Origin of the sequence: Bacillus pacificus, assembly GCF_020861345.1 — a bacterium.
Taxonomy (GTDB): Bacteria; Bacillota; Bacilli; order Bacillales; family Bacillaceae_G; genus Bacillus_A; species Bacillus_A pacificus.
This window is the reverse complement of the sequence record NZ_CP086328.1, coordinates 3450983-3466039: the sequence shown is the minus strand read 5'-3', so window position 1 is coordinate 3466039 and position 15057 is coordinate 3450983. Positions and strand designations below refer to the sequence as shown.

The 15057-nt window shown below is 33.6% G+C and carries 14 protein-coding genes; 11 read left to right on the top strand and 3 right to left on the bottom strand.

The annotated features are described in order from the left end of the window. Positions 1–37: 37 nt before the first annotated feature. Complete coding sequence (locus LMD38_RS17945) at positions 38–1249, bottom strand: helix-turn-helix domain-containing protein (protein ID WP_062822481.1); 1212 nt, start codon at positions 1247–1249, stop codon at positions 38–40. A gap of 118 nt (positions 1250–1367) precedes the next feature. Here LMD38_RS17945 and LMD38_RS17940 point away from each other — a divergent pair, with 118 nt between their 5' ends. Beyond that, complete coding sequence (locus LMD38_RS17940; protein ID WP_000390441.1) at positions 1368–2636, top strand: MFS transporter; 1269 nt, start codon at positions 1368–1370, stop codon at positions 2634–2636. A gap of 126 nt (positions 2637–2762) precedes the next feature. Then, the gene (locus LMD38_RS17935; protein ID WP_228919844.1) at positions 2763–3287 is read left to right on the top strand and encodes a COG3014 family protein; all 525 of its coding nucleotides are present in this window, start codon (positions 2763–2765) and stop codon (positions 3285–3287) included. Positions 3288–3327: 40 nt separating this feature from the next. Here LMD38_RS17935 and LMD38_RS17930 read toward each other — a convergent pair whose 3' ends face one another. Next, complete coding sequence (locus tag LMD38_RS17930; protein ID WP_001050630.1) at positions 3328–4221, bottom strand: LysR family transcriptional regulator; 894 nt, start codon at positions 4219–4221, stop codon at positions 3328–3330. A gap of 160 nt (positions 4222–4381) precedes the next feature. Here LMD38_RS17930 and LMD38_RS17925 point away from each other — a divergent pair, with 160 nt between their 5' ends. From LMD38_RS17925 to LMD38_RS17905, 5 genes are read left to right on the top strand one after another with little or no spacing between them, the layout of a single operon-like run. Beyond that, entirely contained in the window at positions 4382–5374 is a 993-nt protein-coding gene (locus LMD38_RS17925; RefSeq protein WP_228919838.1) for an ABC transporter ATP-binding protein, read from the top strand. Beyond that, positions 5352–6377: an ABC transporter substrate-binding protein gene (locus tag LMD38_RS17920; protein ID WP_073529980.1), complete on the top strand. Its 1026-nt coding sequence runs from the start codon at positions 5352–5354 to the stop codon at positions 6375–6377. Before LMD38_RS17925 ends, LMD38_RS17920 begins: the two co-directional genes overlap by 23 nt. 12 nt (positions 6378–6389) lie before the next feature. Further along, positions 6390–8060: an ABC transporter permease gene (locus tag LMD38_RS17915; protein WP_228919833.1), complete on the top strand. Its 1671-nt coding sequence runs from the start codon at positions 6390–6392 to the stop codon at positions 8058–8060. Beyond that, positions 8057–9319, top strand: coding sequence for an MBL fold metallo-hydrolase (locus tag LMD38_RS17910; RefSeq protein WP_153044380.1), 1263 nt, complete (start codon positions 8057–8059; stop codon positions 9317–9319). Before LMD38_RS17915 ends, LMD38_RS17910 begins: the two co-directional genes overlap by 4 nt. 20 nt (positions 9320–9339) lie before the next feature. Then, positions 9340–10173, top strand: coding sequence for a hypothetical protein (locus LMD38_RS17905; protein ID WP_228919832.1), 834 nt, complete (start codon positions 9340–9342; stop codon positions 10171–10173). Between the two features lie 49 nt (positions 10174–10222). On the opposite strand, the gene LMD38_RS17900 is transcribed toward LMD38_RS17905, so the two are convergent. After that, positions 10223–10645 (bottom strand): YfmQ family protein, encoded by a 423-nt coding sequence (locus LMD38_RS17900; RefSeq protein ID WP_073529983.1) that lies wholly within the window; start codon positions 10643–10645, stop codon positions 10223–10225. Positions 10646–10844: 199 nt separating this feature from the next. Between LMD38_RS17900 and ucpA the strand changes: the two genes are divergently transcribed. From ucpA to LMD38_RS17880, 4 genes are all read left to right on the top strand, one after another. Continuing rightward, the gene (gene ucpA / locus LMD38_RS17895) at positions 10845–11639 is read left to right on the top strand and encodes an SDR family oxidoreductase UcpA (protein ID WP_000517016.1); all 795 of its coding nucleotides are present in this window, start codon (positions 10845–10847) and stop codon (positions 11637–11639) included. A gap of 211 nt (positions 11640–11850) precedes the next feature. After that, the gene (locus LMD38_RS17890) at positions 11851–12012 is read left to right on the top strand and encodes a hypothetical protein (protein ID WP_000109006.1); all 162 of its coding nucleotides are present in this window, start codon (positions 11851–11853) and stop codon (positions 12010–12012) included. A gap of 206 nt (positions 12013–12218) precedes the next feature. Continuing rightward, the gene (locus tag LMD38_RS17885) at positions 12219–13760 is read left to right on the top strand and encodes an SNIPE associated domain-containing protein (protein ID WP_228919831.1); all 1542 of its coding nucleotides are present in this window, start codon (positions 12219–12221) and stop codon (positions 13758–13760) included. 203 nt (positions 13761–13963) lie between these two features. Beyond that, a complete protein-coding gene (locus LMD38_RS17880) occupies positions 13964–15055 on the top strand; it encodes a serine hydrolase (RefSeq protein WP_061183329.1) in 1092 nt (363 codons plus the stop codon). Positions 15056–15057: the final 2 nt, after the last annotated feature.

Genomic DNA, 15057 nt, shown 5'->3' with positions numbered 1-15057 from the left:
CTAAAAAGGAGGAATAATATACCATTTCGAGACATTCTTAAAGTTTTTGTATTATTTGTAATGTTTCTTTAATAAATGAAGAGAAGATCGAATCAGGATAGCTATCTATTGTTTGAACGGCTTCTTTTGCCTCTTTTAAGGCAGATTTTTTATCTTGAAGTTCTATATAGCAAAGGGCACGATAAGATCCAGCTGTTAATAACCACGATTGATCAAGTGGATGAGTCATATAATCTGGTATGGTAGCGTGTTTTAATGTTTCCAAAGCTTCCTTATAACGTTTTAAACCATACAAAGATTTTCCTTTTTCAAGATAATACAGTCCATCGTCTTGGAAAATTGGATCATTTTTTAGTTTTTCTCGAAATTGTTCTAGATGTTCTAATGCGATTGTATATTCATTAGTAATTGTATTGTAGTAATAAGCTTTTAATATATCTATATTTGCAGCGGATAAAGTATCTTCTGTAAAAATGGCAAATTGCTCAGATTTTTTTATGTAATATAAATATCGTTCTTTATCAGCTACAATGATTTTTTGATAAGATAAAATACGGTAAAATTCATCTGTTTTATAATACACTTGATGTTTTTTTGAAAATGCAAGTGCATCTAAAATGACTTTTTCACATTTTTCATAATTGCCATATGCGAGTAAAATAATTGCTTCTTTTAAATATAATTGTATATGTGTAATAAGATCCATTTCTAAATTCTTCGTTTTATATTCATCGCGAATTCTGGCGATCAATTGTAAACATTCTTTATATTTTTTACGTTTGAAGAGCATATAGTAAAACAGTAGTTTCGTTTCAGTACTTTCGCGATACAAAGTATATTTTTCAAATATAGAAACAGCTGTTTCAACGTAATATTCAATATTATAATCGTTCATAATAGCCGCTCCAGTTATGAACTGTTTATATAAACGTGCTGTATTTAAAGTTGGAGGTAAATCTGTTTGAACGATAGGTAGTAAAGTTTTGTATACTTCATCGCCATTTGCCTTTATTAGTGGCTCCATTTTTTGAATAAGTTCTACAACTTCTCCTTCATCTTCTTCTAATAAAAAGCTCGGTTCACATTCAAGTTTTTCTGCAATATATTGTAATGTTTTCATAGAAGGTGTAGCTTTTCCATTTTCAATTTGACTAAGCATACTTTTTGTCAGTTCTGAACCTGCTAGTTCAGTTTGTGTAAGTTTTTTTTCTTTACGTAATGCTTTAATTTTTTCGCCGAGAGTTGCCATAGTGTAGCTCCTTTATAATTAAAAAGTTAAATACAATTAAACTTTTTGTTGTAATAATGGGAAAGGTGATTATATAATAAGTTTAACACAATTTAACTTTCAAAGGGAGAGTGTCATAATGGAAGATGTAAGTATAGGACAACATGATTCAAGAATGAAGATTGCAACGAGAAATATTATTTTAATGATGATTGGAAAAATGACGTCTTTATTAGGAGCAGGTATTTATACGTTTGCAATGGGATTATACGTATTAAAGACAACTGGTTCAGGAATGGGATTTGCAACTACGCTCGTTTGCGGATCACTTCCAAGGATGATCTGTGGCCCAATTGCAGGTGCTGTAGCTGACCGCATCAATCGAAGATGGCTTGTCATTGGTACTGATTTATTGAGTAGCTTAACGATGCTTATTATGTTTATTCTTGCTACTATATTTGGACCATCACTTCTTTTTATTTATGTTTCAGCAGCATTATTATCAATTTGTGCAAGTTTTTATTCTGTAGCATTAACTTCGTCTATTCCGAGTTTAGTAGACGAAGGACGTATTCAAAAAGCGAGTGCTTTAAATCAAACGGCGGCTTCTTTATCAAATATTTTAGGGCCGATTATTGGCGGAGTCGTATTTGGTTTCTTTTCAATTCAGTCGTTCTTTTTGTTAAATAGTATTACGTTCTTTTTAGCAGTTATTTTGCAATTATTTATCGTATTTGATTTATATAAAAAAGAAGTGGCTGAGAGTAAAGAGCATTTCTTGACGAGTATAAAAGAAGGTTTTTCATATGTAAAACGACAACATGAAATATATGGTTTAATGAAAATAGCATTGTGGGTAAACTTTTTTGCGTGTGGGCTAACCGTTGCACTGCCATACATTATCGTCCATACATTGCATTTATCTTCAAAGCAACTCGGTACTGTAGAGGGAATGTTAGCAGTCGGGATGCTAATGGGTGCGATTGCTTTATCTGTGCGTAAAGAAGTAAATAATCCGTTTCGTTCTATTTATATTGGATTGTTTTTATTTGCGGGTTTAAGTTTATGTACAGTCTTTCCGTTGTTAGTTATTATTCCAAAAGTAGCGAGTTTTATTTACTATATCGCTTTTATGATGTTAACGGGTATAGCAATTATGGTTGTCAATATTCCGATGCAAGTACATATGCAAAAAACGACAGATCCGAACTACTTAGGGCGTGTATTTGGCCTACTTGAAACAATTGCGACTGCAATCGCACCGCTCGGTATGATTGTATATGGATTATTATTAGATATGTTACCAACTAGCATTGTTATGATGACAATAGGCGGAGGTTTATTGTTAGTTGTATTAGTTGGAGTAAGGCAACATATGGCGAAAAAGCAAGTGGATGTGTCGGCTTAAAAATAATAAAATAATAAAAATTTGACTTATTATTATAAAAATGACCGAATCAGTATTTTAGTTTTTGAAACTCTTTTTCATGTATGTTAAAGTAAAGTGAGCAGGCAAAGAAAAGGAGACAACAGCATGAAAAAATTAAGTTTTGTTATGCTTTTTCTGTTAGTCGTAATGGCTGGATGTAGTAATTATGACACATATATTGAAACAGGTATGCAATCATTGAAAGATGAAAAATATAGTGATGCAACAATGTGGTTTGAAAAAGCAGAAAAAGAGAAATCGGGAAATGAAGCGAAATCATATAAAGAAATGGCCGAGAAAATGGATCACGGAGCGACAGCATTAAAAGACGGTAAGTATTTAGAAGCGAAAGACATTGCAAATGAAGTGTTACAAATGAAAAAAGACGATGCACTTGAAACAGCTGTAACATCAAATGCGGAGAATATGCTTCAAAAAGCAAAAGATGTAGAAAAGAAAGTAAATGAAAGAGTAGCAAAACGGAGAAAAGTAGAAGAAGAAGGAATTGATAAACTCATTAAAGCTGTAGATAGTGTAGATGATGTGAAAGAAAAAGAGAAAAAAGTTTCAGAAGCATTAGATAAGGCTGAAGAGGCGCAAGCAAAAATTGAAGCGAAGAAAAATAAATAGAGTTATAGCTTAAAAGGCTGTCGTGTAAAACGACAGTCTTTTAATTTTTTGTTGCATAAGAAGTGATGTTATGTAGTAAAAAAGAAATAATTTTAGAATTCCATCTGTCCTCATGATGAATCGTATAAATATTACGTTGAAATTCAAATTCAGGGATGGGTATATAGCATAGTTCATTTCGTTGTACTTCTTGTTCAATAGCAAGTTTAGAAATAAAGGCAACCCCATTACCGTATTTTAAAATTTGTTTCATCGTTTCTAATGAATCTAATTCAATTTCGGATTGGAATGTAATGTTATGAGCTAACATCCATTTTGTAAGTAAATCTCTCGTTGTAGATGGATTACGATGCAATATTATACGTTCTTTTTCAATATCTTGTAGTGATACATTTTCTTTTTTTGAAAAATGATGTTCTTTGGAGAAAGCAAGAACAAGTGTATCAGGCATTACATTCGTCTGTTTTAAAGATGATTCATCAAACGGTGCTGCTGAAATTACACCGAGATCAATTTCATGATTTTGTAGCATCGTTCGAATTTCAGGAGCTGTTTTTACCATGAGTGTTATTTTTATATTTGGAAATTCACATTGAAATTGATGAACAATTTCTGGTAAAAGATATGTCGCTGGTACATAACTAGCGCCAATTGTTATAGCTCCTTTATGAAAATCTTTAAACTCTTGCGTGACTCGCCTAGCTTCTTTCATAAGCGCATCTATTTTACAAGCATAATGATGCAATGCCTCGCCAGCCTCTGTTAAGAAATATCTTCCAGAACGTAATTCAAATAAAGGTACACCGAGTTCCTCTTCTAAGCTTTTTATATGGAATGTAATAGTAGGTTGTTTAACACCAAGCTGTTCTGCAACAATCGTGAGCTTTTTGTATTTCTTAATAAGCACTACGATTTCTAATTTTAAGAGATTCATGGCAAGTTGCCCCTTTTTCTTCTAACTATAGAAAAAATCTATAGAAATAAATAGTTTATTAGAAGTTTTTTAATTTAATCTTTACAGTACATTAACATTCAGTATAAATCTTCCATATAGAATGAAAGCAGGTTAAGAGTGAGGGGAGAGAGGTGAAACGATGGATATTAAAATTAGTGGATTAGAAAAATCATTTGGAAAAGTACAAGCGTTAAAGCCGTTACAAATTGAGATGAAACAAGGTGAATTCACCACACTTTTAGGACCTTCGGGATGCGGGAAAACGACATTACTCAGAATGATTGCAGGACTGGAAGAGCCAGATAAAGGTGAAATATATTTTGGAGATACGTGCATGTATTCTTCTTCTAAAAAAATAAAAACAGCTCCTCATGAACGTAATATCGGTATGGTATTTCAAGATTTTGCTTTATGGCCACACATGACTGTATTTGAAAATGTTGCATTTGGTTTAAGAGCTACAAAGCAAACGAATCAATTACGGGAAAAAGTAGAAGAGGCAATAAAGCGAGTTCGCTTGCAAGGAATGGAGAAAAGATATCCGCATGAACTCTCTGGCGGACAGCAGCAACGTGTCGCATTTGCGAGAGCAATTGTAACGAAACCACATTTCATTTTGTTTGATGAACCGCTCAGTGCACTCGATGCAATTTTGCGAGAAGAAATGCGATTAGAGCTTATGGATATCGTTCATTCTATTGGTTTAACGGCATTGTATGTCACGCACGATCAAACAGAAGCGATGTCAATGTCAGACCAAATTATTGTCATGAAACAAGGAGAAGTATTACAAAAAGGAACACCAGAAGACATTTATGTGAAGCCATCTCATGAATTTGTTGCAAAATTTGTTGGTAAGGCAAATTGGCTTGTAGAGGGGGAAAAAATGGTTCGCCCAGAGCATATAAGTTGGACAAAAAATGAAGTGTGTGAAATGTATACAGGTGAAGTTCAGCACGTTACATATGTAGGAGAACGTTACGAAGTGAAAGTAAATATGGGGGCAATCGGAATATGGACAGCTTATCACAATAGTAAGCTAAGCATCGGAAAGCCAGTATCGTTATATGTACCGAAAAAATGTATTCATCATATAGGGGGAGAATCGCATGAAGAAATTCAGTTCGCTTAAGTCTTTATTTGTATGTACTTTATTATTTTCTGCCGTAGTAACAGGGTGTAGTTCAAAGACAGGTAATGCAGATGCAAAAAGTAAAACTACGAATGAAAAGAAGATTGTTGTATATAGTGCAGGACCAAAAGGATTAGCAGAAAAAATTCAAAAGGACTTTGAAAAGAAAACGGGTATAAAAGTGGAAATGTTTCAAGGAACAACAGGTAAGATTTTAGCGCGAATGGAAGCCGAAAAGAAAAATCCAGTCGTTGACGTAGTCGTACTTGCATCTTTACCAGCGATGGAAGGATTAAAAAAGGATGGACAAACGTTAGCTTATAAAGAAGCGAAACAAGCTGATAAGCTTCGTTCTGAATGGTCGGATGATAAAGGACATTATTTTGGATATAGTGCTTCAGCGTTAGGAATTGTGTATAACACAAAAAATGTGAAGACAGCGCCTGAAGATTGGAACGATATAACAAAAGGAGAATGGAAAGGGAAAGTGAATCTTCCAGATCCAGCACTTTCAGGTTCAGCTTTAGACTTTGTAACAGGATATGTGAAAAAGAATGGAAAAGATGGATGGAATTTATTTGAACAGCTTAAGAAAAATGAAGTTACAGTAGCAGGGGCAAATCAAGAAGCGTTAGATCCAGTTGTAACAGGAGCAAAAGATATGGTCATTGCGGGTGTTGACTATATGACGTACAGTGCAAAAGCAAAGGGTGAACCAGTTGATATTGTTTATCCAAAAAGCGGAACAGTTATTAGCCCACGTGCAGCAGGTATTATGAAGGATAGTAAAAATGTAGAAGGTGCAAAAGAGTTTATTGATTATTTATTATCAGATGATGTACAAAAACAAATTTCTAAAGCATATTTATTACCTGGTAGAACAGATATAAAAGCTGAAAATAGACCAAATGTGGAAGAGATTCCAGTATTACATATTGATTGGAAAACAGTTGAGAAAGAACAAGATGAAATAGGAAAACAATTTAAGAAAGTATTTCAATAAGATGGTGATTACATGGTAAATCGATTTGGATCAGTAAGGCAAGTTGGGATGACGGTAGCGTTGTTACTTGTGGCGATGTTAATCGTCATCCCGCTTTTTCTCATTTTACTTTCTAGTGTATATGAAAATAGTAGTTGGAATTTTTTAAAGCCGTTTGAAGTGATGCAGAGTGGTGGATTAGCTGGAATTTTTCTAAATTCGATGCTTCTAGGTGTACTCGTAGTAATAGGGGCAACCATCTTTGCATTTCCATTGGCTTTCATTATGAGCAAAACAGATGTTGGAAAGCATAGCAAATTAGATATTGTTTTTATGATTCCATTTATGACACCGCCGTATATTGGATCGATGGGCTGGATTTTGTTCATGCAACCGAACGGCTATTTTGAACAGTTTTTTCCGATGCTAAAGACGGTTTCATCTTCGTTCTTTAGCTTAGGAGGTATGGTTTTAATTATGAGTCTGCATTTATTCCCATTTCTTTACTTCATGTTGAAGAATACATTACTTCAAATTGGGAGTAGTAAAGAAGAAGCGGCAGCAGTTCATGGTGGAAGCTTTTTCTATCGTTTAAGAAAAATAATATTGCCGTTATTAGTATCAAGTTATGTAATGGGTGCTTTACTCATTTTCGTAAAGACGATTGCTGAATTTGGAACACCGGCTACATTTGGACGAAGAATCGGATTTCATGTGTTAACATCAGAGATTCATAAATTCATTTCGAGTTGGCCAATTGATTTTAGTAGTGCAACAGCATTATCTTCTTTATTACTTAGTGCATGTATGCTCATTTGGTATATGCAAAACGTATTAAATCGAAAGTATTCATATGCAATGGTTAGTGGAAAAGGTGTGAAATCTAAAAGGTACACTTTGTCTATATTTGTGCGCGCTGTAGCATGGTTCTATGTAATTGGTTTATTAATCGTGTCAATTGGAATCCCGTATTTTTCTATACTGATTGCTTCATTATCAAAACTAAGAGGTGGTGGCCTACATATAAATAACTTTACAACAAGCCATTATGAAGCATTATTTACAATCGGCTCTCCGGGATTAGAGGCCTTATGGAACAGTTTTCTTTTTTCACTTATAACAGCGATTATTGCTGTTATGATTGGCGTCTTTTTGGCGCTTATGATTCGAAAGGGGAAAAAGCCCTCTGAAAAATGGCTTGATATGTGCGGTATGTTACCGAATATGGTACCAGGAATCGTGATGGTTGTAGGGCTTATTTTATTTTGGAATTCACCCTATATGCCTCTGTCCATTTACAATACACCAGTCATGGTAATCGTAACGTACGTCGTTCTTTTTTTACCTTATACCGTGCAGTATGTAAAAGCATCGCTCGGGCAAATTGATGATTCTCTTGTGCAGGCAGGAAGTATTTTTTCTGGGAATTATATGTATATTTTCAGAAAAATAATATTACCTCTTATTATCCCGGGCATTCTTGCTGGATGGGCGATGACATTTACAATCTCAATAAGGGAGCTAGTAGCATCGCTTCTCGTACTACCCCCATCGGTAGAAACGTCAGCAACATTTATTTTTGCTCAATTTGAACAAGGAGAAGTATCTATTGGAATGGCGATGGCTGTCGTTTCAGTTGGACTTACAACACTATGTTTATTACTTCTGCAACATATGGAGCAAAAACGAAAAGGGGTAGTATGATGAGGATAGAAGTATGGGGAGGAGCGGGAGAATACGGTCGCTCCTGCTACTTTGTAAAAAATAAAGAGACGAAAATATTATTTGATTGTGGTATTAATCGATCATATGAGGATAGTTATCCAAAAATAGAACGGGAAGTTGTACCGTTTTTAGATGCAGTATTTTTGTCACATATTCATGAAGATCATACGATGGGCTTACCTTTATTAGCGAAGTATGGATATAAGAAAAAAATATGGACAACTCGTTATACGAAGGAGCAACTCCCAGCTTACTATGAAAAATGGAGAAACTACAATTTGGCGCAAGGATGGCATGTACCTTATACCGATCAACATGTGAAAGATTTAAATTATGTATATATTGATGAGATTAGCAATCCGAATGAATGGGTACAGATTACCCCTACATTGCGTTTTCAATGGGGGTATAGTGGGCATGTATTAGGAGCTGTTTGGTTTTTATTGGATATGAGTCATACATATGTATTCTATTCTGGCGATTACTCAGCAGAGTCTAACATACTACGAGCTAATTTACCTGAGAAGTTGCACGGCGATATAAAAGTCGCAATCGTAGATGCCGCTTATCATACTGATGATGTTTCGCAACATGAACGAATAAACGAACTATGTACAGAAATTGAACGCGCCGCCGGGAATAAAGGGATAACATTACTACCATTGCCACCCCTTGGTAGGGCGCAAGATCTCGTATTGTATTTATATAAAAAATATAAAGAACTCCCTATTATAGTAGATCAAGAAATTTTGGATGGATTTCAACAGATGTTCGCATATAAAGATTGGATCAAAAATAATGAAGAACTTGAAGAGCTAATGGAGAGTTTAAAAAGAAACATAATAGTTATGGATGATGACAGCGGTACGCAACATAGTTATGGAATAGTTGTAATGAGTGATGCGAATATGCAAACGAAGCGAGCGCAGTTATATTATGAACAACTTCGGCATGACGAACGAAATTCTATTATCTTTACTGGACATATTGCGAAAGGGAGTTTTGCAGAAAAAGTTTTGAAGGAACGTGTAGGTAAAGAATGTAGGGTGAAGCGAGTTCCATATAAAGTTCACCAAAGTATAAGAGATGTGAAAGAGATGTTAAATACATTATCACCAGAACATACGGTGTTAGTACACGCTTTGAAAGAGGATACGGATCGATTGCAGGAAAAGCTTAGCACGGCAGGGTATGAAAATGTGTATTCACTTGCAATGGAATGTATAGAAGTTATTTAAAATGTAAAGGGGATCGGTATATGAAAAAGGTATTTGTATTCGCAAGCATTTTCTGTTGTTGTTTCCTTTATAACGTTAAGGAAGGCTTTACCGCCAGTCCGATGAAACCTAGTTTTGAAGTGAAATTATTATTAAAGCCAGAACAAGTATTAGGTTATAGCAAAGAGATGAACGAAGAGGTACTAGAATATTTCCAGGCTGGTACAAATTATGAAAGAATACAAGTGCAATTTTTAGATACAGCGAATAAAAATTTAAGTAGTGAAGGTTGGTTTGCGAGAATTCGAAAGAAAGAATTTAGTAAAGATTTTGAACTAACATATAAAAAAAGATATCCTATTCCAAATGGTGTAATTCAAGATGCATTAGAAGTAGCTAAAAAAGAAGGATTCGATAGTAATACGGATAGTTATGAGGCGGAAATAGATTGGGGATTTGAGAAGAAAACATTAAGCATTTCAAATAAGAAAAGTTACAGTGCTAAAGGATATGGAATACTTGATTTACCAAACGAACGAGCTGCTCAAAACATGTTAATAGAAAAATTACCAGGGAAAATGAACAAATGGTTGTATACAAATTGGGGAGAAGAGATGTTAAAGAATTCCCGTATTTACGGTCCTGTATTAATGAAACGATATACAGGAGAGTTTGAAAACATAAAAGCAAATATTGAAATTTGGCCATTAAGTAATACCGGAAAATTAGAAGATGACTTCGTAATAGAAATGTCATTTAAAACAAATGAAGAAAGTATTGCGACAAAGCAAAGGGAATTATTAATGGCGAATTTAGAGAAAAAAGGCTGGTTGTTACCGAAAGATAGTTTGAAGACAGAGCTTATTTTTCAGTAAATAGTAAAAATGAATCCATATGCCATGGATTCATTTTTTTATATGAGTATTAAGCTAAATCAGCTGACACGAACATATCATTATTTTGAAGATTTTTAGAGCGTAAACTATAAGCAACTACTTTCTTTTTATGTTGCTTGACAACATCAACATGCTCTTCATGACTATAAATATAAAATGTAAAATCTTTTTTGCCGCGTTTTGCATTAATAATTAAAGGAGTACCCTCATTATGTGGCGGTGCATAATAGCGATCTAAAAATAAACCTTCGTTAAAATCATGAATAATTTTGGATTTTTGTTCGCCTTCTAAGTTATTTCCATTGATTGTAACAGTCGCATTCTCTTCTTCCAGTTGCGGATGTGTTTCGTACTTGCTAATAATGGATTCAATAACAGTGTTAGGAAGGCTCGAAACGATAATTTTAAATGCCCCAAATACAACTAACATAACAATAAACCAAGTCGTCATAGTATATCATCCCCTTTTTCCTATTAAATAATATAACTCATATGGTAATAGTACATATGGTGAACTTTTGTATAATTTGTGAAAAATTTTCCTAGTTTTGAACGTTTTTCAACAAATGGAGCTTTGTAAAGAATGAGAGGGAATATTTGGTATGATAAAAAGTGTAGAAGCTTTCTATATATTATAAGGGGGTTATGAAATGGGGAAATTAGATGGTAAGGTTGCTTTTGTTACAGGAGCTGCGATGGGGAACGGAGCTGGAATTGCTCATGTATTTGCAGAGCTAGGGGCGAAAGTATTACTTGTTGATATTTCAGAGACAGTTCATGAGACAGCCAAAAATATTGTAAGTAAAGGGTTAGATGCTGCAAGTTATGTAGTCGATGTAGCTGATATGGATGCTGTTAAAGAAGTAGCGAAAGATGCATATGAGAAGTACGGAAAGATTGATGTGTTAGTAAATAACGCCGGTGTTATTCGACTTGCAAATTTTTTAGATATGTCAGATGAAATGCGTGATTTTCAATTTCAAGTAAATATTAATGGGGTATGGAATTTTTCTAAAGCGGTATTGCCATATATGGTTGAGAAAAATTACGGAAAGATTGTGAATATGTCTTCTGTAACAGGAACATTGGTTGCTGATGAAGGTGAAACTGCATATGCAACGACGAAAGCAGCAATTTGGGGATTTACAAAAGCGTTAGCACGAGAAGTTGCAAAACATCATATTACCGTAAATGCAATTTGTCCAGGTTACATTATGACACCAATGGCAGAGCAAATAGCAAATGAATCTGATCCAAATGAGCCGAGTAATGTAATCGATGGAATTGCTTCAGGTGTTCCTTTAGGACGTTTAGGGAAAATTGAAGAAGTAGGTCAGTTAGCAGGTTTTTTAGCATCCGATGAATCAAGCTACATAACAGGTACACACATTGTCATTGATGGTGGTAGTACATTGCCAGAAACGGTTTCAGTGGGTGTAAAGTAAAAGGATTATGAATGAGAGTTTTAGTTCTTTGAATGATAATGCTAGAAGAAATCTGAAAGAGATTTCTTCTAGCATTATCATGTTATGTAATATTATTATTAGAAAAATCAATTTTGTTACAAAAAGTTGAAATTGAAGTATTTTAAAAGAAAAAGGTTTATAATAAAAATATAACTAATAACCACATTACTAATTATAAGGAAGTGTAACTATGAGTACTGTAACAATCGTGTATGGTATTATTCTTTCCACAATTATCGTTTTATTTTTCGTTGGGGTTTCACGTTATATTCATAAATGGAAAGAAGGCGTTGCGAAATTAAATCACATTGAAGAAGAACTTAGTGATTTAATGTTACATCATGGTAAGTAAACATTTATTTTTTTAACTAAACAATGTGAAGGATATCACAAAACATGCTCTCTTTATGAAGGCATGTTTTTTTATAGGCTTAAGAACTCTTACGTCATTCATTAGCAACAATCTTCGCGAAAAAACTTAACAAAAATAGCCTTTTTTATAATATATTAGGGAGTTTATAATATAAATATAAAAAAGTAAGTAAAGGAGAAAAAACTATGTACAAAGAAAAATTTCTGTATTCACCATGGGTCACTGGAATATTATTTGCTTTATGGATCCTCATCATCCCCCCTATCATTGCAATTATTCTTATCATTAATCGGAATAAGGAAATGAAGAAAGTACAACAAGTATGGGAAGAAAATGGATTTGATAAAGTTGTAAATGTTAAAGAGCAAATAGCGAGTCTTAATGAAGAGTTACAAAAGCTAACATTAACTAAACAAGAAGTTTTAGCGGAGCTTGAAACATTCAAACCTATTACAGACCTAATGGAAGTGAAACATAGTCTTTCCTCTCAAATTGATAATATGAATAAAGAAAAGGATACCCTTACAAAAAGAATTGAGGATGTTCAATCCCTTGTAAATCTAGCCGAATCTAAAAAAAAATTGTGTGAGGAGATTGAAGGATTTACATCCAATAAACAAGCGATTATTCAAGAGATTGATAGTTTGCAAAGAGAAGTTATCCTTCTAAAAGAGGACATGCTCATGCAATCATTTGGATTTGTAGATCCTAAGTATGGTTTTGAAACGTCCGAGGTATTTAAAAGCAAATTGAATGAGATTCGACAAAAACAAAAGAAAATGGTTAAGGATAGGGAAGCTACATTTCATCGCTTGGACTGGACAATTGGAGATGATAGAAAGAAAGGCAAGGAGTTCATACTGGATACAATTAAACTTATCTTGAGAGCATTCAATAATGAATGCGACAATATTATTACAAAAGTAAAATATTCTAACCTCGAAGCAAGTGAGCAAAGGATTAAAAAGATTTTTGATGAATTGAACAAACTTACTGATATGCAACAGGTATCAATTACGTTAGGTTATTTAAATTTAAAAATAGAAGAGTTGTACTTAAAGTATTCATTTGAACAAATGAAACAGGAAGAAAAAGAAGAGCAGCTTGAGATAAAAGAACGCATGAGAGAAGAAGCAAAAGCATTAAAAGAGTTAGAAAAAGCAAAAGAGAAAGTGGAAAAAGAAGAAAAGCACTTCGAGCAAGCAATTGAAAAATTAAAAATGCAAATGACTGAAACAACTGAAAAACAACAAGCTAAATTAATTGAGAAGCTTAAAGAATTGGAAGCGCAGCTAGAACATACGAGGGAAAATAAAGAAGATGTATTGTACAGAGTACAAAACACGCGTGCCGGTTACGTGTATATCATTTCAAATATAGGTTCATTTGGTGAGAATGTATTTAAAATAGGTATGACTCGTCGTTTAGAACCAATGGATCGCGTGAAAGAATTGGGTGATGCATCGGTTCCATTTACGTTTGATGTACATGGGATGATCTTTAGTGAAGATGCTCCTGCTTTGGAAAGTGCTCTTCATCAAGCGTTTGCCGATAAACGAGTAAACAAGGTAAATACAAGAAAAGAATTCTTCCGGGTTGAGTTGGCTGAGATAGAAAATGTTGTGAAGAAAAACCACAACAAGACGGTTGAATTTACAAAGTTAGCTGAGGCTGAAGACTTTAGAAAATCTATCCAACTTGAAAAGAAGTCTTTGCAAGCTGTTTAATATTTTTTCCTTTGAATTTAATGAAAAAGCTTACTATGTTTTTTGTGTTAAATCAAATACGCGTAATGAACACTCTTCAACCAGGGTGAATATATGAAGTAGAGTAACTCTTTTTTAGGAAGAGTTATTCTATTTTGTATAATTTTGTAATTAGATTCGTTATAATTATAATATAGAAGGGAATATATGAGAGGGGGTATATTGTGAACATATTAAAAATTATAGGAATTGTTGCAGGAGTCATTATAGTAGCTGTTATAGCTTTCTTTGTTATTATGAATTACTATTTGTCAAAAGAAGATCCTGATTATGTATTACAGTACATAAAAGAACATAAAGAAGATGAAACATGTTCATTATTTATTAAAAGAAATGGAGAAGTAGTAACATCTATAAATGAAAATGTAAAATTACCATTAGCGAGTATGGCAAAAATCGTAATAGCAGTTGAATTTGCTAAGCAAGTGTCAGAAGGAAAGATAAGCCGAGATGAACAAATTTCATTACAGGAGCTAGAAAAATATTACGTTAAAAACACTGATGGTGGAGCGCATCCTGACTGGTTAGAAGACGCTGAAGCTAGAAAGTTAGTGAAAAATGGACAAATCGCTTTAGAAGAAGTCGCTAAAGGTATGATTCATTATAGTTCTAATGCAAATACGACATATTTGTTAGAAAAGCTTGGAATAGAAAGAGTAAATGAAAGCATAAAAGAGTTAGAGCTTACTAGTCATGATAAGTTTACTTCTTATACGGCTGCACTATATATGAGAGGATACGTAGAAAAAGAACTTCATGTGCCAGAAAATCAGTCATTAAAAACGTTACGTAACATGTCAAAAGATGAATATAATAAACATGTGTTACAAATACAGGAATGGATGAAAGATGAAGAAGAATGGAAAAAACGGGATATTCCATTAAAAGTAGATATGGAATTCCAACGTATTTGGTCAGATCGATTAGTGGGTGCAAACGCTAAAGATTATATGAGTATAATGGAAAAGATAAATAGTAGAAAGTATTTTCCAAAATCAATGCAAGAAGAAATCGAGAACATTTTCAAAGGAACAGTTAAAAATAGTAAGTTTGAATATGCTGGTCAAAAAGGTGGCTCTACCGCATTCGTATTGACAAAAAGCTTGTATACTATAGATAAGAAAGGGAATAAAGTAGAAGTTGTCATTATGTTTAACGATATAGAAAATCAAGTTGCATATCAAAAGCTGAGAAATAATGTAGATTATTTTATTCGAGATGCTATAACAGATGAAGAGTTTAGAAATAAATTATAATG